This window comes from Caldimonas sp., from assembly GCF_046289365.1.
GTDB lineage: Bacteria > Pseudomonadota > Gammaproteobacteria > Burkholderiales > Burkholderiaceae_C > Caldimonas.
This window is the reverse complement of the sequence record NZ_JBKBVU010000022.1, coordinates 1-16658: the sequence shown is the minus strand read 5'-3', so window position 1 is coordinate 16658 and position 16658 is coordinate 1. Positions and strand designations below refer to the sequence as shown.

The window sequence follows — 16658 nt, the reverse complement described above, 5'->3', positions numbered from 1 at the left end:
TGTGACGACTTCTGACACAGCGTGTCGCCCCCAAGTGACATTTCCGTGCCGCTCGCAGGAGAGCTTGCACGTGGACATCCGCAACGCAGACACCCATCCCATGCGCACACATCATCTTGTGCTGTATGCAGCGCTGTCGGCTGCCGTGGTGGGCCTGGCCGCCTGTGGCGGCGGCTCCGGCGCGAGCCCCGCGCCGGCCGAGCCGGCCCCGCCTGCTGCCAGCCTGCCCGACGTGCCCACCACCCAGCGCGATGCCGTGCGCCTGGCCGACCAGGCCAGCTTCGGACCCACCGAGTCCCTGGTGGCCACCATCCGCGCCCAAGGCCCGGCCAAGTGGATCGCCGAACAGATGAACCAGCCCGTATCACGCTACACCAGTGGCGGCACCGGGGCCGTGCACCAACACACCGGCACAGGCAACTTCTGCGATGGCCGCGGCACGACCTGCTGGCGCGACTGGTGGTCCTCCACCCCCTTGCTGTGGGATTTCTACCGCAACGCGGTGAACAACCCCGACCAACTGCGCCAGCGCGTGGCCTTGGCGCTGCAGCAAATCCTCGTGGTGTCCAACCTGGAGGTGGAGGGCACCTACGGCCTTCGCAACTACCACAACATGTTGCTGGAGCAGTCCTTCGGCAACTACCGCGAGGTGCTGCGCAAAGTGAGCCTGTCGCCGGTGATGGGCGACTACCTGAACAATGCCAACAACGACCGCGCCGCCCCGAACGAAAACTTCGCACGCGAGCTGCTGCAACTCTTTTCCATCGGCACCTGCGAGCTCAACCCGAACGGCACGCTCAAAGGCGGCCGCTGCCTCCCCACCTACGACAACGACACCGTGCGCGCTTACGCCTATGCGCTCACCGGCTGGACCTATCCACCCGGCGGCGCCGCGGCCGGGGGCTGTTGGCCACAGGGCTTGAACTGCCGCTATTACGGCGGCGACATGGTGCCAGTGGCGGCATACCACGACAGCAGCGCGCGGACCCTGCTGTCTGGAGTGAGCCTGCCAGCCGGCCATACTGCGCCACAGGCCCTGGAGGCCGTACTCGACAGCCTGATGAATCATCCCAACATCGGGCCTTTCATCGGCAAGCAACTCATCCAGCACCTGGTCACCAGCAACCCTTCGCCCGCCTACGTGCAGCGCGTGGCCACCGCCTTCAACACCGGCCGCTTCGACAGCTTCGGCACCGGCCAGCGCGGCGATATGCGCGCCACGGTGGCTGCCATCTTGCTCGACCCCGAAGCCCGCACCCCACAACCCGGCACGACCTTCGGCCGCCTGCGCGAGCCGGTACAACTGTTCACCGGCATGCTGCGCGCACTGAACGGCCGCACCGACGGCGAGGCCCTGGGCTGGTGGTGGGGTGAACAGTTGCGCCAGCACCTGTTTCGCCCGCCGTCGGTGTTCAATTTCTACCCTCCGGACTACCCCGTGGCCGGCACCGCCCTGGTCGGTCCGGCCTTCGGCATCCACAACGCCAACACCGCCTTGCAGCGCATCAACTTCGTGAACTACCTGCTGTTCTGGGGCGGCTCCCCCCCGTCTGCCGACGTGCCCAATGCCGTGGGCACGAGCGTGGACCTGCGGGGTTTCATGGCCGATGCCGACGTTGCGGCCAACCTCGTCGATCGTCTGTCGATGTTGGTGCTGGGCGAGACCCTGCCAGCAACTGCCCGCACCCAGGTGATCGATGCCGTGGAAGCCTTTGCACCGGTGAACAACGACACCGTGCGGCTCAACCGCGTGCGCCAAGCCGCCTATCTCATCTTTGCCTCGCCGCAATATCAGGTCATCCGTTGAGCTCACCCATGAAGACACACCCGCCTGCCGACGCCTGGGCCCTCAAGCGCCGCCAGTGGCTCCGGTTCACCGGGGGTACCCTGGCCAGCGCCCTGGGCCTGGGCGGCCTGACGACCTTGCTGCACACCCCCGCGCAAGCCCAATCCGGCTACAAAGCGCTGGTCTGCGTCTTCCTCTACGGTGGTAACGATGGGATGAACACCATCGTGCCCACCGACACCCGCTACAACCAATACGCCAGCGTGCGCGGCCGGCTCGCGCTGCCGCGCAACGCGCTGGTCGACCTGGGCAACAGCGGCTACGGCCTGCACCCGGCCATGGCCGCGCTGGAGCCCGTGTGGAACCAAGGGCATCTGGCGCCCGTATTCAACGTCGGCCCACTGTATGCTCCTCTGACCAAAGCCGAGTACCGCAGCGCCCCCCCCAACTCTGCGCTCATCCCCGAAGCGCTGTTCTCACATTCCGACCAGCAGCTGCTGTGGGAGGCTGCCAGCACCAACGCGCTGACCCGAACGGGCTGGGGTGGGCGCGCCGCCGAAACCCTGGCCACGGCCAACCCGGTGATCTCGGTGGGTGGCAACGGACGCTTTGGCTTGTCCACGCTGTCGGCCCCGCTGGTGCTGCCCGGCCCCGGATCCACCTTTGGGCTGGAAGGGCTGAGCAACACCAGTTGGGCGCCCGTGGGCGCACGCAAAGCCGCCATCGAGGCCTTGTACGCCGGCAACCACCCCAACGCCTTGCTCGACGCCTACATGCGTCAACAGCGCGAGGCCTTGGCCGTGTCCGATCGGTTGGGGGCGTTGGTGAAAACCGCACCGGCCGACGCCAACGCGTCGGCGGCCATCAACCAAGCCTTCGCGCCCCTCATCAGCAACGGCCGCATCAGCTCCAGCCTCGGCCAGCAGCTCTACCAAGTGGCCAAGCTCATCGAAGGACGCGCCACCGTGCAAGGCGAGCGCCAAATCTTCTTCGCATCGCTGGGCGGCTTCGACACCCATGGCAACCAGATCGCCGGCGACAGCACCACGGGCGAGCATGCCCGCTTGCTCGGGCTTGTCGCTCAGGCCATGGCCTGCTTTCACCAAGCGATGATCAACCTGGGCGTGGCCCAAAACGTCACCCTCTTCACGCAAAGCGACTTCGGGCGCACCTTCAAGCCCAACAACAGTGCCGGCACCGACCACGCCTGGGGTAACCACCAACTGGTGATGGGCGGCGCAGTCGTCGGCCGCACCACCTATGGCAGCTACCCCGAACTGGTGCTGGGCGGTCCGGACGACGTGGGCGTGCACAGCTGGGAACAGCACGGCCGCTGGATCCCGAAAATCTCCGTGGACCAATACGCCGCCACCTTGCTGCGCTGGTTTGGCGCCAGCGACAGCCAGCTCGACACCATCTTGCCCAACTTGCGCAACTTCAGCCAGCGCCAGATCGGCTTTCTTTGAAGCGTCGTCGAGGTCAGACGAAGCTCGCCGCCAGGGCTTGGAACGTGCGCACGCCATCCACCGGGTCAGCGACGGGCGCAGCCATGCCATCGCTGGCCCCCATGCCGACGGCATGTGTCCCATGCAGGGCAAGAGCCTGGTGACACGGCACTGTGCCCGAGCCCTGAGCCCCCGGGCAGCGCGGCACCGTCGGGCGCCGAAGCGCTGAAAAGCGCCGCCTCGCTCAGCCCCGCTGGGGCCCGCGCTTCAGTGAGGTCGCGATGCACCACTGCGCCGCCCAGTAGGTGGACAGCACCCACAACGAGGCCTCGGGCAGCGGGTCGAGGAACTGGTTGATGGCCAGCAGGGCGTCCGAGCTGACGAACAGCAGGCCCCCCAGCGCCGCAAAACCCGCCTCGCGCGACAACGGGGCCGTGCCTTCGCGCAGCCACCAGGTGGCCGCCTGCGCGGCCATCGCGGCCAGGCAGACCACATAAGCCACCACCGGGATCTGCAGCGCCCCGGGCACGCCCGGCCACAACTGAGCGAGCACGGCCGCGCTCACCGCCGCATAGAACACCCAGGGCTGCCACATCGAGGCCAGGCGCGTGGTGGACGTGAAGGCCACCAGATAGGCCAGGTGCGCCAGCAGGAAGGCCACCAGCCCGGCCACGAAGCCGCCGGGCCACATCAGCGCGATATCGCCGGCCAGCGAAAACACCAGCCCTACCAGCACCCAGGTGCGCCGCCGCGGCACGTCGCCCCTGCGCGACCAGGCATACGCAATGATCAGGACGGTGGTGAGCGGCTTGAACACGAAGCGCAGGATCTCAGCATCGAGCGCATTCGGCCCGCTGAAGATCGCCAGCAAGGCACTGGCCACCAGCACCCACGGCAGGGTGTAGCGCCAGGCGGTGGCCCAGAACAGGGAAGGGGAGTTCATGGGCGTCGATTGTGGGGGGACCCGAAGGGGTACACCACTGGGAGTCGCCCGATGCCAATCACGTCGGGCGGTTGACAGTACGGAGCGCAACCGCTCGGGACTTCCGCACAAAGTCACGCATCGTGGCGACATCGCAGCGAGAACTTCCCCCCAAAGGGGGTACTCAAGCGCGCCTGTTCAACGCACGATTGCTGACAAAGAGAAACGCCGGCAAGTTGCCCTGCCGGCGTTTCGGGTACGAACAGGTCTTTCGACCAATTCTTATTGCAGCAACGGCTCTCACCCCGGATAGCTACAACGGGGTGGATTATGCGAAGGGAAAGCATGTCCGGCAAGCCCCTAGAAAATCTTGGCCCCCTCACGTTCGGGTTCGACATCGGCATTGCCTCGGTCGGTTGGGCCGTCCTGGCCGAGAACCGTATCGTGGATCTGGGGGTGCGCAGCTTCGACAAGGCCGAGACAGCAGACCGAGGTGAATCACTGAACCTGGCGCGACGCACCGCCCGCTCGATGCGACGTCGCCTCTATCGGCGAGCCTGGAGGCTGACCAAGCTGGCCCGTCTGCTCAAACGGGAAGGGTTGATTCCTGAGGCAGACTTCTTCCGATCGCAGCCAGGGTTCCAGGATTCCGTGTGGTCGTTGCGCACACAAGGCCTGGACCGCAAGCTGGAGCCCATCGAATGGGCCCGTGTGCTCTACCACCTGTGCAAGCACAGGGGCTTTCACTGGTTCAGCAAGGCTGAAGAGGCCAAGGCCGAAAGCGATACCAAGGGCGAGGGAGGCAAGGTCAAGCAGGGGCTGTCCCGCACCTACGCGATCATGCTGGAAAAGGGCTACCGCACGGCGGCCGAAATGGTGCTTGCCGAGTTCCCCGACGCGCAGCGCAACAAGCAAGGCAGCTACGAAAAGGCTCTGTCTCGCGTTCTGCTCGATCAGGAACTTGCCAAGCTCTTCGAAGCGCAGCGCCTGCACGGAAACCCGCACGCTGGACACACGCTAGAGCAGGCTATCCGCGGACATGGGGACCGCCGCAGCGGCCTGTTCTGGGAGCAGCGCCCCGTACAGTCTGTCCTCTCCATGCTTGGCAAATGCACCTTCGAGCCCACCGAATTCCGTGCGCCGAAAGCCAGCTTCACCGCTGAACGTCATGTCTGGCTGACCCGCCTGAACAACCTGCGTGTCATCGTCGATGGCGAATCTCGTCCGCTCACCGAGACAGAGCGCAAACATGCGCTCCCCCTGCCCTACCAGGCGGGTGAGAAGTACACCTATAAGAATCTGCGTACGGCGCTAGTGAAGTCAGGATTGCTGCCTGACGGCTTCCGCTTTGGGGGCTTGTCCTATCCCAGCCAGGCGCAAAAGGAGTCTGGCAAAGCGAAAGACCCGGAGGAACAGATCCTGATCCGGCTCCCGGCTTGGCATGAACTGCGCCTGCATCTCAAAAAGGCTGGGCTGCAAGCCGAATGGCAACAAATGTCGTCCGCAGCTCTTCAAGGTCGTCCCGAGGCACTGGATGGCATCGCATGGGCGCTCAGCGTCTTCAAGGACGACAGTGAAATCCGGGCTGAACTCACGAAGCTGAACCTGCCTGGTGGCGAACGCATGATTGACGCATTGCTGGCGATCACCTTCGACAAGTTTCATGCCCTTTCCCTCAAAGCCCTTCGCAGAATTGTTCCCCTGATGGAGCAGGGTTTTCGCTACGACCAGGCGGTGGGCCAAATTCCGGAGTACCGGCACCACAGCCAGCGTTTCGTAGCCGGCGGGGGCCAGCACCGGTACCTGCCGCCGTTCTACGAGAACGCACGCACCAAGGGCGGTGGCATGAAATTCCGCGAAGACCTCGATGTTCCTCGCAACCCTGTTGTCTTGCGCGCGCTCAACCAGGCGCGCAAGGTGTGCAACGCGCTCATCAAGGAATATGGCTCACCTGCATCGGTGCATATCGAGATGGCACGGGATTTATCACGTCCGCTGGAAGAGCGCCGCGACATCGAGAAGCTGCAGAAGGAGTATCGGGACAAGAACGCTGCCGAGCGCGATCGCTTTGAGGAGGAGTTCGGCCGCAAGCCCACAGGCGTTGAGTTCGAGAAGTGGATGCTGTACCGCGAGCAGCACGGCAAATGCGCCTACTCGCTTGAAGCGCTCGAATTGGATCGGGTCATCAACGATCCGAGCTACGTGCAGATCGACCACGCCCTGCCCTACTCGCGCAGCTACGACGACAGCAAGAACAACAAGGTGCTGGTGCTGACGCGCGAGAACCAGAACAAGGGCAACCGGACGGCATACGAATACCTCACCAGCTTCCCCGGAGGCGAAGACGGTGATCGCTGGCGTCACTACAAGTCTTGGGTGGAAACCAACAAGTCCTACCGACAAGCCAAGCGCAACCGGCTGCTGCGTAAGAACTACGGTCCTGAAGAAGCCCAAGGCTTCAAGGACCGTAACCTCAACGACACACGCTACATCTGCAAGTTCTTCAAGAACTATGTCGAGCAGCACCTACAACTGGCCAGCGACAGCACAACCCAACGCTGCGTGGTGATCAACGGCCAGCTCACCTCCTTCCTACGGGCTCGCTGGGGCCTGTTGAAGATCCGCGAGGAAAGCGATCGCCACCACGCGCTGGACGCTGCCGTGATCGCCGCGTGCAGCCACGCCATGGTCAAACGCCTGGCCGACCATTCGCGGCGTAAGGAGCTGGAATACCTGCGTGAAGGTTTCCCTGACCCCGAGACCGGGGAATTCCTCAACCCCGGCGCGCATCAGCATCTGGTCGAACGCTTCCCTGAACCGTGGCCGCATTTCCACCATGAACTTGAGAAGCGGCTCAAGACCGACTCCATCGACGAACTGCGCACGGAGATGGCGCGCCTCGGGACCTATCCGCCTGAAGCGCTGCAGGCCCTGCGCCCGCTCTTCGTCTCACGCGCACCGCAACGGCGCAACGGAGGTGCGGCACACAAGGACACCATCTATGCGCAACCCAAAAGGCTACAGGCACAAGGCGGCGTCACGCAGAAGGTGCCGCTGTCCAGCCTGACACTGAAAGACCTGGACAAGCTGGCTGATCCGCACCGCAACGAAAAGCTCTACGCTGCCATTCGCGCCCGGCTGGAGGCCCATGGCGGCAAGGCAGACAAGGCCTTCTCCGCAGACAACCCGCTTCGAAAACCCGACAAGGAAGGCCATCCCACCGGCCCCATCGTTCGCTCGGTGACGATGGTCATCGACAAGATGAGCGGCATCCCGGTGCGCGGTGGCATAGCGAAGAACGACAGCATGTTGCGGGTGGATGTGTTTGCGAAGGACGGCAAGTACTTTGTAGTGCCGGTCTATGTCCATCACCGTGTCACAGGTCTACCGAATCGCGCAATCGTCGCCTCTAAAGAAGAGAGTGAGTGGACCGAGATCGACCAAAGCTTCGAGTGGTGCTTTTCGCTTTACCCGAATGACCTCGTCGACATCCACTTGAGGAAGGAACGGTTCAGGGGGTACTACGCAGGCTGCGACAGATCCACAGGCGCTTTCAGTCTTTGGACTCACGACAGAAACATCGCGATTGGAAAAGATGGACTGATCCGCGGGATTGGCGTGAAGACGGCCGTCAAGGTTGAGAAGCTCCACGTGGATATTCTCGGCCGCATCTATCCCGCGCCGCCGGAGAAACGCCGTGGTCTGGCGTAGCGTAGTGATCAACCAGCCGGCTCGCCTGAGGCGCGAGCACTTCTCGCTCGTGGTCGAGCAGGAGCAATCGGCGCGTGTGCCCTTCGAGGACATCGCGGTGATCGTACTGAACAACCGTGAGATCACACTCACGCATCCGGTGTTGTCGGCCTGCGCCGAGTACGGCATCGGCCTGTATGCGACCGGCGACAACCACCAACCCAGCGGTGTCTTCCTGCCCTTCCAGAGCCACAGCCGCGCCACGCGCATGCTGCGCCTGCAGCTGGCGTTGGACAAGCCCACCGGCAAACGCACCTGGGCCGCGATCGTGCAGCGCAAGATTGCCAACCAGGCCTTCTGTCTGCAGGTGATGAAGGCCGGTGACCACGAGCGTCTGATGTCCTATTCCCGGCGTGTCCGCTCAGGCGACACCGGCAACATGGAAGCCCAGGCCAGTGCCTACTACTTCCCGCAACTGTTCGGCCGCAACTTCCACCGCAGCCAGGAGAACTGGGTCAATGCCGCGCTCGACTACGGGTACGCCGTGATGCGCGGCGCCGTGGCCCGAGCGCTGGTAGCCCACGGCCTGCTGCCCACCGTCGGCATCTTCCACAGCAGCGAACAGAACGCCTTCAACCTGGCTGACGACTTGATCGAGCCTTATCGGCCGCTGGTGGATCTCCACGTGGCCCAGCACCGCAACCCCGATGACGAATCGGAATTGACCCCCGAGGACAAGGCCGCTCTGGTCGCGCTGCTGAATGTGGATGTAGCGATGCCACGCGGCATGATGAGCACCCTGTCATCGATCGAGCAAGCCGCGGAATCGCTGGCGCGCATCTACGACGGCGGCAGTGAGATGCTGCTGGAGTTGCCCCAGGTTGTTGGCCTGCAGCAGCACAGGCACGAGATGTAGCCCCGAGCGGCCATGGGCGCGGACACGAGGCGATACATGCGATTGCTGGTGTTCTTCGACCTGCCCGTGACCACCCGAGCCGACCGGCGGGCTTACACGCAGTTCAGGCGCTTCCTGCTCAACGACGGATACGACATGATTCAGTTCTCCGTCTATGGCCGCATCCTGAATGGCAACGATGCCGAAGAGAAACACATGAAGCGGCTGCTGGCCAACCTGCCACCCGAGGGATCGGTGCGCGTCCTGACCGTCACCGAGAAGCAGTACACCAGCATGAAGCTACTGGTAGGCCTGCCGCTTTTTCAGGAAAAGCAGGTCAACGCCAGCCAGATCGTGCTGTTCTGACCATTTCGGACAAAAAGAAAACCCGTCCAGGCCAAGCCTGGAGCGGGTTTCCGCGGGCTCGAGTGTAGCTATCCGGGGTGAGAGAGGGAGCTACAACGCGCGGCGGTCATGTGCGACTCGGCCGCCAAGTGTAGCTATCCGGGGTGAGAGAGGGAGCTACAACCGAGAGCCAGAAGAAGGCGAACGACGCGCTAGTGTAGCTATCCGGGGTGAGAGAGGGAGCTACAACCGATATGCTCGCGGGCCTCTTGAATCAGAGAGTGTAGCTATCCGGGGTGAGAGAGGGAGCTACAACCATCGACGTGTTGCCTGCTTTCTCCTTCGGAGTGTAGCTATCCGGGGTGAGAGAGGGAGCTACAACCAGCGCCCCCACGGCGATCGCATGCACCCGAGTGTAGCTATCCGGGGTGAGAGAGGGAGCTACAACCCTCGCGGCGGCCCTGCTGGCGCTGCACTCAGTGTAGCTATCCGGGGTGAGAGAGGGAGCTACAACCACGAAAACGGAAACCACCACTCGGGCAGAAGTGTAGCTATCCGGGGTGAGAGAGGGAGCTACAACAAGCGAACATGCCCATGCTGCGGGAAAACTAGTGTAGCTATCCGGGGTGAGAGAGGGAGCTACAACCGTGCACGACAGCAGACTGCAAACCGAATTAGTGTAGCTATCCGGGGTGAGAGAGGGAGCTACAACCGCACCTGCACATGATCGCCCTGGCCGAAGAGTGTAGCTATCCGGGGTGAGAGAGGGAGCTACAACACGATCAGCGCGACCTTCGCGGCGCCGGTCAGTGTAGCTATCCGGGGTGAGAGAGGGAGCTACAACCCCATCCACGGCCAGGACGTCACGCCACTGAGTGTAGCTATCCGGGGTGAGAGAGGGAGCTACAACATGCGATGGCACATAGCGATGGCCGTGGTAAGTGTAGCTATCCGGGGTGAGAGAGGGAGCTACAACGCAACGCATGCAACGTGCCCGTAGCGTCGGAGTGTAGCTATCCGGGGTGAGAGAGGGAGCTACAACCCATCACGAAGAGCGTGCGCGCCGCGGTGGAGTGTAGCTATCCGGGGTGAGAGAGGGAGCTACAACCCAGCACGCGCGAGCGAAGCTGCGCATGGAAGTGTAGCTATCCGGGGTGAGAGAGGGAGCTACAACAGCGCTCGAGGCAGCCGGTACCGAGCGCGCAGTGTAGCTATCCGGGGTGAGAGAGGGAGCTACAACGGCGCGATACGCGAATGTGCCGTAGTCTGTAGTGTAGCTATCCGGGGTGAGAGAGGGAGCTACAACAAAATCTTCGCGCCGGGTGTTGACGTGCCGAGTGTAGCTATCCGGGGTGAGAGAGGGAGCTACAACAAAATCTTCGCGCCGGGTGTTGACGTGCCGAGTGTAGCTATCCGGGGTGAGAGAGGGAGCTACAACGCTGGCCGCGCTGTTCCCAAGCCTCCAGAAAGTGTAGCTATCCGGGGTGAGAGAGGGAGCTACAACCGGCGGCCCGCTCGGGCACGCATACCTGGTAGTGTAGCTATCCGGGGTGAGAGAGGGAGCTACAACACAGGGGGGCGACATGGCCGACTTCATCATAGTGTAGCTATCCGGGGTGAGAGAGGGAGCTACAACTGCCGGCTGGGTGCGCACGCCAGATGTGTGAGTGTAGCTATCCGGGGTGAGAGAGGGAGCTACAACCTCAAGGAGATCCTCGGCGCGCTCGTCATAAGTGTAGCTATCCGGGGTGAGAGAGGGAGCTACAACCGAGCCCTTGATCACCGGGGCGGCGCCCCACTGATCAAGGGCACGCGCTGCGCGCGGTCTGCTGATGAAGATGCGGCTGCATCAGTAGTGGTAACGCACCTGCGCCACCAACAAGGCGACCCCTTCCACCCTGTAGACCATGCGGTGCTCCTCGGTGATGCGGCGTGACCAGAAACCGGCCAGGGCATGCTTCAGGGGCTCGGGCTTGCCCATGCCATCGAAGGGCTCGCGCTGGGTTTCGCAGATCAGCTTGTGGATGCGCTCCACCATCCGGCGATCCTGCTTCTGCCAGTAGAGATAGTCCTCCCAGGCGGCCTCGGCAAAGATCAGCTTCACTCGGCCAGCTCGCGCGCCTGACCGCCACCTGAGGCCAACTCCATCACCGCGTTCAACAGGCGCCGCGCGTTGGCTGGGCTGCGCAGCAGATAGGCCGTCTCTTCGAGCGACTGGTAGTCTTCCAGCGACAGCATTACCCCCGACTGCTGCCCGCTGCGGGTGATGATCACGGGCTCGTGGTCGTTGCACACCCGGTCCATCGTGCTAGCCAAGTGGGCGCGGGCGGCAGAATAGGTGATAGCGTCCATGGGAACTCCTTTGTACAAAATGTTGTACATGTAAGGCGCGACGTAAGCTGACCCGGGGCTCCCACAACCACATCAGGCCATGGCATTCTCAGAACTCGAACTCCAACGCTGCGAACGCGACCTGAACGCCTTCCTGGCCAAGCGGCGCCCGCCACCCAGCATCCGCAACGAGCTCGATGTTGTCTATCGCATTGACAAGCAGAACATCGAGATCGTCGAGATCCGCCCGGATTGGCGGGATCCCAGCATGGTGCGCGCTCGCCCATTCGCCAGGATCACCTATGTCCGGTCAGGGGCCTACTGGAAGCTGTACTGGATCCGCGCAAGTTTGAAGTGGCACAGCTATGCGCCGCAGGCCACCACACGGCATCTGAGCGAAGCGCTGGACGTCATCGATCGTGACGAGCACGGCTGCTTTTTCGGCTGAACCGTTTCCAGCCCCCGGCTGGGTCACCTGCAGACTCAGACCTGCTGGGCCCCCCGCTGCGCCGCCCGCTTGGCAAACTCCGCGCGCAGCGCCTTGAGCTTCTCGCGCGGGTCTTCCTTCATGGTCTTCTCGTCCAGCTTCATCTCGCCGATGAAGCGGCTGGGGATGCCGGCCACGAATTCACGGCCCTTCTTGCGGCGCTTGAGGGTGCTCACCACCAGCGTGGTGCGCGCGCGCGTGATGCCCACATACATCAGCCGGCGCTCTTCCTCCAGGCGCTGCGGGGTCATGTCCTCATCTTCGCTCTTGAAGGGCAGCAGGCCCTCGTTCACGCCGGCCAGGAAGACATGCGGCCACTCCAGCCCTTTGGAGGCGTGCAGCGTGGACAGTGTCACCACGTTGGTGTCGCCGCCGCGCTCGGCCAGGCTGAGGATGACCGAGATCGTCTGCGCCACATCGAGCACGCTGCAGCGTTCGGTCTCAGTGGTGGCGCCGCCTTCGGTCTGCAGTTCGCCGCCGCAGCGCCGCGCGATCCAATCGATGAAGTCGAGCACGTTCTGCCAGCGGCTGGCGGCGAGCTTGTCGTTGTCTTCGCCGTCGTAGAGGTGCTGCTCATAACCGATGTCCTTGAGCCACTCCATCAGCGCGGGCTTGGCAGCCTCGGCGCCCACGGTGTGGCGAAAGCGATGCTCCAGGTCGTTCACGTAGCGGCCGAACTCGTGCAGCGCCCCGATGGCCCGTGAACTCACGGCGGTGGACAGCGAATCGGCAAACAGCGCCTCGAACAGGCTCACGCGCCACTTGCCCGCAAACTCACCGAGCTGCGCGAGCGTCTGGTGACCGATGCCGCGCTTGGGCGTGGTCACCGCCCGCAGGAAGGCGGGGTCGTCGTCGTTGTTCACCAGCAGGCGCAGCCAAGCGCACAGATCCTTGATCTCCGCGCGGTCGAAGAAGCTTTGCCCACCCGAGACTTTGTAGGGAATGTTCGCGCGGCGCAAGGCCTGCTCGAACACGCGCGCCTGGTGGTTGGCGCGGTAGAGGATGGCAAAGTCGCTCCACTGGACCTCGCCACCCTGCGCGCGCAGGCCCTGGATGCGCGCCACCGCGCGCTCGGCCTCGTGCTCCTCGTTGTCGCACTCCAGCACGCGCACCGGCTCGCCTTCGCCGAACTCACTCCAGAGCTTCTTCTCGAAGATCTTGGGGTTGGCCGCGATCACGTGGTTGGCCGCGCGCAGGATGGCGCCGGTGGAGCGATAGTTCTGCTCCAGCGGGATCACCTTGAGCTGCGGATAGTCCTGCGGCAGGCGCTTGAGGTTCTCGATGGTGGCGCCGCGCCAGCCGTAGATCGACTGGTCGTCGTCGCCCACCGCGGTGAACATGCCGCGCTCGCCCACCAGGGCCTTGAGCAGTTCGTACTGCACGGCGTTGGTGTCCTGGTATTCGTCCACGAGCACGTAGCGCAAGGTGTCCTGCCACTTGGCGCGGGCCTCGGCGTCGCGCTGCAGCAGCTTCAGCGGCAGGCTGATCAGGTCGTCGAAGTCCACGGCCTGGTAGGCCACCAGACGCTCTTCATAGAGCTTCATCACGCGGGCGGCGACGCGTTCGTCCTCGTCTTTGGCCACCTGCGCGGCCTGGTCGCTGTCGAGCCCCTGGTTCTTCCACAGGCTGATGGTCCACTGCCAGCGCCGCGCTGTGGCCGCATCGGTGGTGCCGCCGGCGTCGCGCAAGATGGACAGCACGTCGTCGCTGTCGAGGATGGAGAACTTCTCTTTCAGCCCCAGGCGCGGCCCGTCGGTGCGCAGGATGCGCACGCCCAGGCTGTGGAAGGTGCTGATCACCAGGTGCTGCGCCGCCTTGGCGCCCACCAGGCCGCGGGCGCGTTCGCGCATTTCCTCGGCCGCCTTGTTGGTGAAGGTGATGGCCGCGATCTGCCCCGGCGCGTAGCCGGCCTGCAGCAGCCGCGCGATCTTGTGGGTGATCACCCGCGTCTTGCCCGAGCCCGCCCCCGCCAGCACGAGGCAAGGCCCCTGCAGGTGGTGGACGGCTTCGAGTTGGGCGGGATTGAGGGACAGGGGAGCGGACGACACGGGGCGCCATGATACCGGCCGGACTTTTTCAGGCGGGCGTCAGGCAAACCGCGCGCCGGCTTGCGATACTGCGCGCCGCATGCAAGCGATCTTCGAAGTCACCTTCCCGTTCTTCGCCCTGGTGCTGTGCGGCTACCTGGCCGCGCGCCGGGGCGTGCTGCCCGAGGCGGCAATTCCCGGGTTGAACATCTTCGTGCTCTTCTTTGCGCTGCCGTGCATGCTGTTTCGCTTTGGTGCCAGCACCCCCTTTGCCGAGCTGGTGAACCCGGTGTGGCTGGGCCTGTACATCGCCTGCGCGCTGCTCATCGTCTTCGTCACCATGGCCCAGTCGCTGGCCAGCGGGGTGAACCTGAAGGACGCGGCCTTCGGCGCGCTGGTGGCGGCCTTCCCGAACACCGGCTTCATGGGCGTGCCGCTCATCGTCGCGCTGATGGGCGAGCGGGCGGCCGGGCCGGTGATCGTCACCATCCTGGCCGATTTGTTCGTCACCAGCTCGTTGTGCCTGGCCTTGGCCCAAAGCGGCGGCGGCCACTGGCGCAACAGCCTGGGCAAGGCCTTGCGCGGGGCGCTGAGCAATCCGCTGCCATGGTCGATCGCGGCCGGGGCGGCCGTCTCGCTCGGCGAGCTCAGCCTGCCCGGCCCGGTGGACCGCATGATCGGCATGCTGGGCAATGCGGCGTCGCCGGTGGCGCTGTTCACCATCGGTGCGGTGCTGTGGCGCTCGCAAAAGAACCTGAACCGCCCCACGCCGGTGTCCGACTACGCCCCCATCGTCTTCATCAAGCTGGTGGTGCACCCGGTGCTGGTGCTGGCCGCCGGGCTGGTGGCCTTGCGCCTGGGCCTGCCGCTGGACCATTTTGCGCTCACCGCCTTGGTGCTGGCCGCGGCCCTGCCTTCAGCCAGCAACGTGTCCCTGCTGGCCGAGCGGTTTGCCGCCGACAACGGGCGCATCGCCCGCATCATCCTGTGGTCCACGGCCCTGGCCTTCCTCAGCTTTTCATCGGTGGTGCGCCTCTTCGCCACATCCGCGACCTCGGGTTAACCCGCCCACTGATAGATAGCATTTATCTTCAGATTCGCGATTATCGAATTTACCTAATCGTTCTGGGCGCCTAAGCTTGGTGTGCGGGGTATGTCGCTTGGACACCCCCTTGATGAAAAGGAGCCCGACGATGTTCGAACCCCTCCTGGACGCCCTGGCCGCGCTTGCGCTGGCCGCCTGAGGCTGGCGCCGTCTTTCCGGGCGACTGCCAGCACCCTTTTCGGACCCCACCCTAGGAGCACGACGATGAGCACACAGAGCCAATGCCCCTTCCACGGCGCTGCCGGCACCGGCACCCGCAACACCGACTGGTGGCCCAACCAGCTGCGCCTGGATTTGCTCAGCCAGCATTCGGAAAAGTCCAATCCGCTGGGCAAGCAATTCAACTACCGTGAAGAGTTCAAAAAGCTCGACTACGCCGCGCTCAAGGCCGACCTGAAGAAGCTGATGACCGAGTCGCAGGACTGGTGGCCCGCGGACTTCGGCAGCTATGCCGGCCTGATGATCCGCATGGCCTGGCACAGCGCCGGCACCTACCGCATGGGCGACGGCCGCGGCGGCGGCGGGCGCGGGCAGCAGCGCTTTGCGCCGTTGAATGCCTGGCCCGACAACGTCAACCTGGACAAGGCGCGCCGGCTGTTGTGGCCCATCAAACAGAAGTATGGTCAGAAGATCTCCTGGGCCGACCTGATGATCCTGGCCGGCAATGTGGCGCTGGAGTCGACGGGTTTCCGCACCTTCGGCTTCGGCGCAGGCCGTGAAGACACCTGGGAGCCCGACAATGACGTGTACTGGGGCCGGGAGACGAGCTGGCTGTCCGACGACAAGCGCTACAGCGGCCAGCGCGAGCTGGAGAACCCCCTGGCGGCCGTGCAGATGGGCTTGATCTATGTGAACCCTGAAGGCCCGAATGCCAACGGTGATCCGGTCTCGGCGGCCAAGGACATCCGCGAGACCTTCGCCCGCATGGGCATGAACGACGAGGAGACCGTCGCTCTGATCGCCGGCGGCCACACCCTCGGCAAGACGCACGGTGCCGGGCCGGCCACGCACGTCGGCCCCGACCCCGAGGCCGCGCCGCTGGAGGAACAAGGCCTGGGTTGGCGCAGCACCCACGGCAGCGGCAAGGGCAAAGACGCCATCACCTCCGGCCTGGAAGTGACCTGGACGACCACGCCGGCGCGCTGGAACAACGACTTCTTCGAGATCCTGTTCAAGTACGAGTGGGAGCAGACCCGTTCGCCGGCCGGCGCCATCCAGTGGGTGGCCAAGGGCGCAGACGACATCATCCCCGGCCCCACGCCGGATGCGCCCAAGCGCAAGCCGACCATGCTCACGACCGACCTGTCGCTGCGCTTCGACCCGGCCTACGAGAAGATCTCGCGCAAGTTCCTGAACGACCCGCAGGCCTTTGCCGACGCTTATGCGCGCGCCTGGTTCAAGCTGACCCACCGCGACATGGGGCCCAAGGCCCGCTACCTGGGCCCCGAAGTGCCGAAGGAAGACCTGCTGTGGCAGGACCCGCTGCCCGCACCGATCCACAAGCCCACCGCCGCCGACATCGCCGACATGAAGGCGAAGATCGCAGCCTCCGGCATTTCCGTGTCGGAACTGGTGACCATCGCCTGGGCCTCGGCCTCGACCTTCCGCGGCGGCGACAAGCGCGG

General features: G+C 64.3%; 12 protein-coding genes. 8 read left to right on the top strand and 4 right to left on the bottom strand.

The window, feature by feature from the left end; all coding sequences use genetic code 11:
- The first annotated feature begins 70 nt into the window (after window positions 1–70).
- Both ACK42S_RS04150 and ACK42S_RS04145 read left to right on the top strand, forming a co-directional pair.
- Window positions 71–1807 (top strand): DUF1800 family protein, encoded by a 1737-nt coding sequence (locus ACK42S_RS04150; protein ID WP_409703756.1) that lies wholly within the window; start codon window positions 71–73, stop codon window positions 1805–1807.
- 8 nt (window positions 1808–1815) lie between these two features.
- On the top strand, window positions 1816–3252 hold the full coding sequence (locus ACK42S_RS04145; protein WP_409703753.1) for a DUF1501 domain-containing protein: 1437 nt from the start codon (window positions 1816–1818) through the stop codon (window positions 3250–3252).
- A 223-nt stretch (window positions 3253–3475) separates the two neighbouring features.
- On the opposite strand, the gene ACK42S_RS04140 is transcribed toward ACK42S_RS04145, so the two are convergent.
- A complete protein-coding gene (locus ACK42S_RS04140) occupies window positions 3476–4174 on the bottom strand; it encodes a lysoplasmalogenase (RefSeq protein WP_409703750.1) in 699 nt (232 codons plus the stop codon).
- Window positions 4175–4498: 324 nt separating this feature from the next.
- Between ACK42S_RS04140 and cas9 the strand changes: the two genes are divergently transcribed.
- From cas9 to cas2, 3 genes are read left to right on the top strand one after another with little or no spacing between them, the layout of a single operon-like run.
- On the top strand, window positions 4499–7864 hold the full coding sequence (gene cas9, locus ACK42S_RS04135) for a type II CRISPR RNA-guided endonuclease Cas9 (RefSeq protein ID WP_409703747.1): 3366 nt from the start codon (window positions 4499–4501) through the stop codon (window positions 7862–7864).
- Window positions 7851–8759: a type II CRISPR-associated endonuclease Cas1 gene (cas1, locus tag ACK42S_RS04130; RefSeq protein WP_409703744.1), complete on the top strand. Its 909-nt coding sequence runs from the start codon at window positions 7851–7853 to the stop codon at window positions 8757–8759. The genes cas9 and cas1 overlap by 14 nt, the downstream gene beginning before the upstream one ends.
- Before the next feature lie 36 nt (window positions 8760–8795).
- The gene (cas2, locus tag ACK42S_RS04125) at window positions 8796–9104 is read left to right on the top strand and encodes a CRISPR-associated endonuclease Cas2 (RefSeq protein ID WP_409703741.1); all 309 of its coding nucleotides are present in this window, start codon (window positions 8796–8798) and stop codon (window positions 9102–9104) included.
- 1828 nt (window positions 9105–10932) lie between these two features.
- On the opposite strand, the gene ACK42S_RS04120 is transcribed toward cas2, so the two are convergent.
- Entirely contained in the window at window positions 10933–11187 is a 255-nt protein-coding gene (locus ACK42S_RS04120; protein ID WP_409703738.1) for a Txe/YoeB family addiction module toxin, read from the bottom strand.
- A complete protein-coding gene (locus ACK42S_RS04115) occupies window positions 11184–11435 on the bottom strand; it encodes a type II toxin-antitoxin system Phd/YefM family antitoxin (protein ID WP_409703735.1) in 252 nt (83 codons plus the stop codon). Before ACK42S_RS04115 ends, ACK42S_RS04120 begins: the two co-directional genes overlap by 4 nt.
- Before the next feature lie 79 nt (window positions 11436–11514).
- Between ACK42S_RS04115 and ACK42S_RS04110 the strand changes: the two genes are divergently transcribed.
- Window positions 11515–11862: a DUF3024 domain-containing protein gene (locus ACK42S_RS04110; protein ID WP_409703732.1), complete on the top strand. Its 348-nt coding sequence runs from the start codon at window positions 11515–11517 to the stop codon at window positions 11860–11862.
- 35 nt (window positions 11863–11897) lie between these two features.
- On the opposite strand, the gene ACK42S_RS04105 is transcribed toward ACK42S_RS04110, so the two are convergent.
- On the bottom strand, window positions 11898–13949 hold the full coding sequence (locus tag ACK42S_RS04105; RefSeq protein ID WP_409703729.1) for an ATP-dependent helicase: 2052 nt from the start codon (window positions 13947–13949) through the stop codon (window positions 11898–11900).
- Window positions 13950–14028: 79 nt separating this feature from the next.
- Between ACK42S_RS04105 and ACK42S_RS04100 the strand changes: the two genes are divergently transcribed.
- Both ACK42S_RS04100 and katG read left to right on the top strand, forming a co-directional pair.
- Complete coding sequence (locus ACK42S_RS04100; protein ID WP_409703726.1) at window positions 14029–14991, top strand: AEC family transporter; 963 nt, start codon at window positions 14029–14031, stop codon at window positions 14989–14991.
- Between the two features lie 246 nt (window positions 14992–15237).
- On the top strand, window positions 15238–16658 hold a 1421-nt coding region (gene katG / locus ACK42S_RS04095), incomplete at its 3' end, for a catalase/peroxidase HPI (protein ID WP_409703723.1).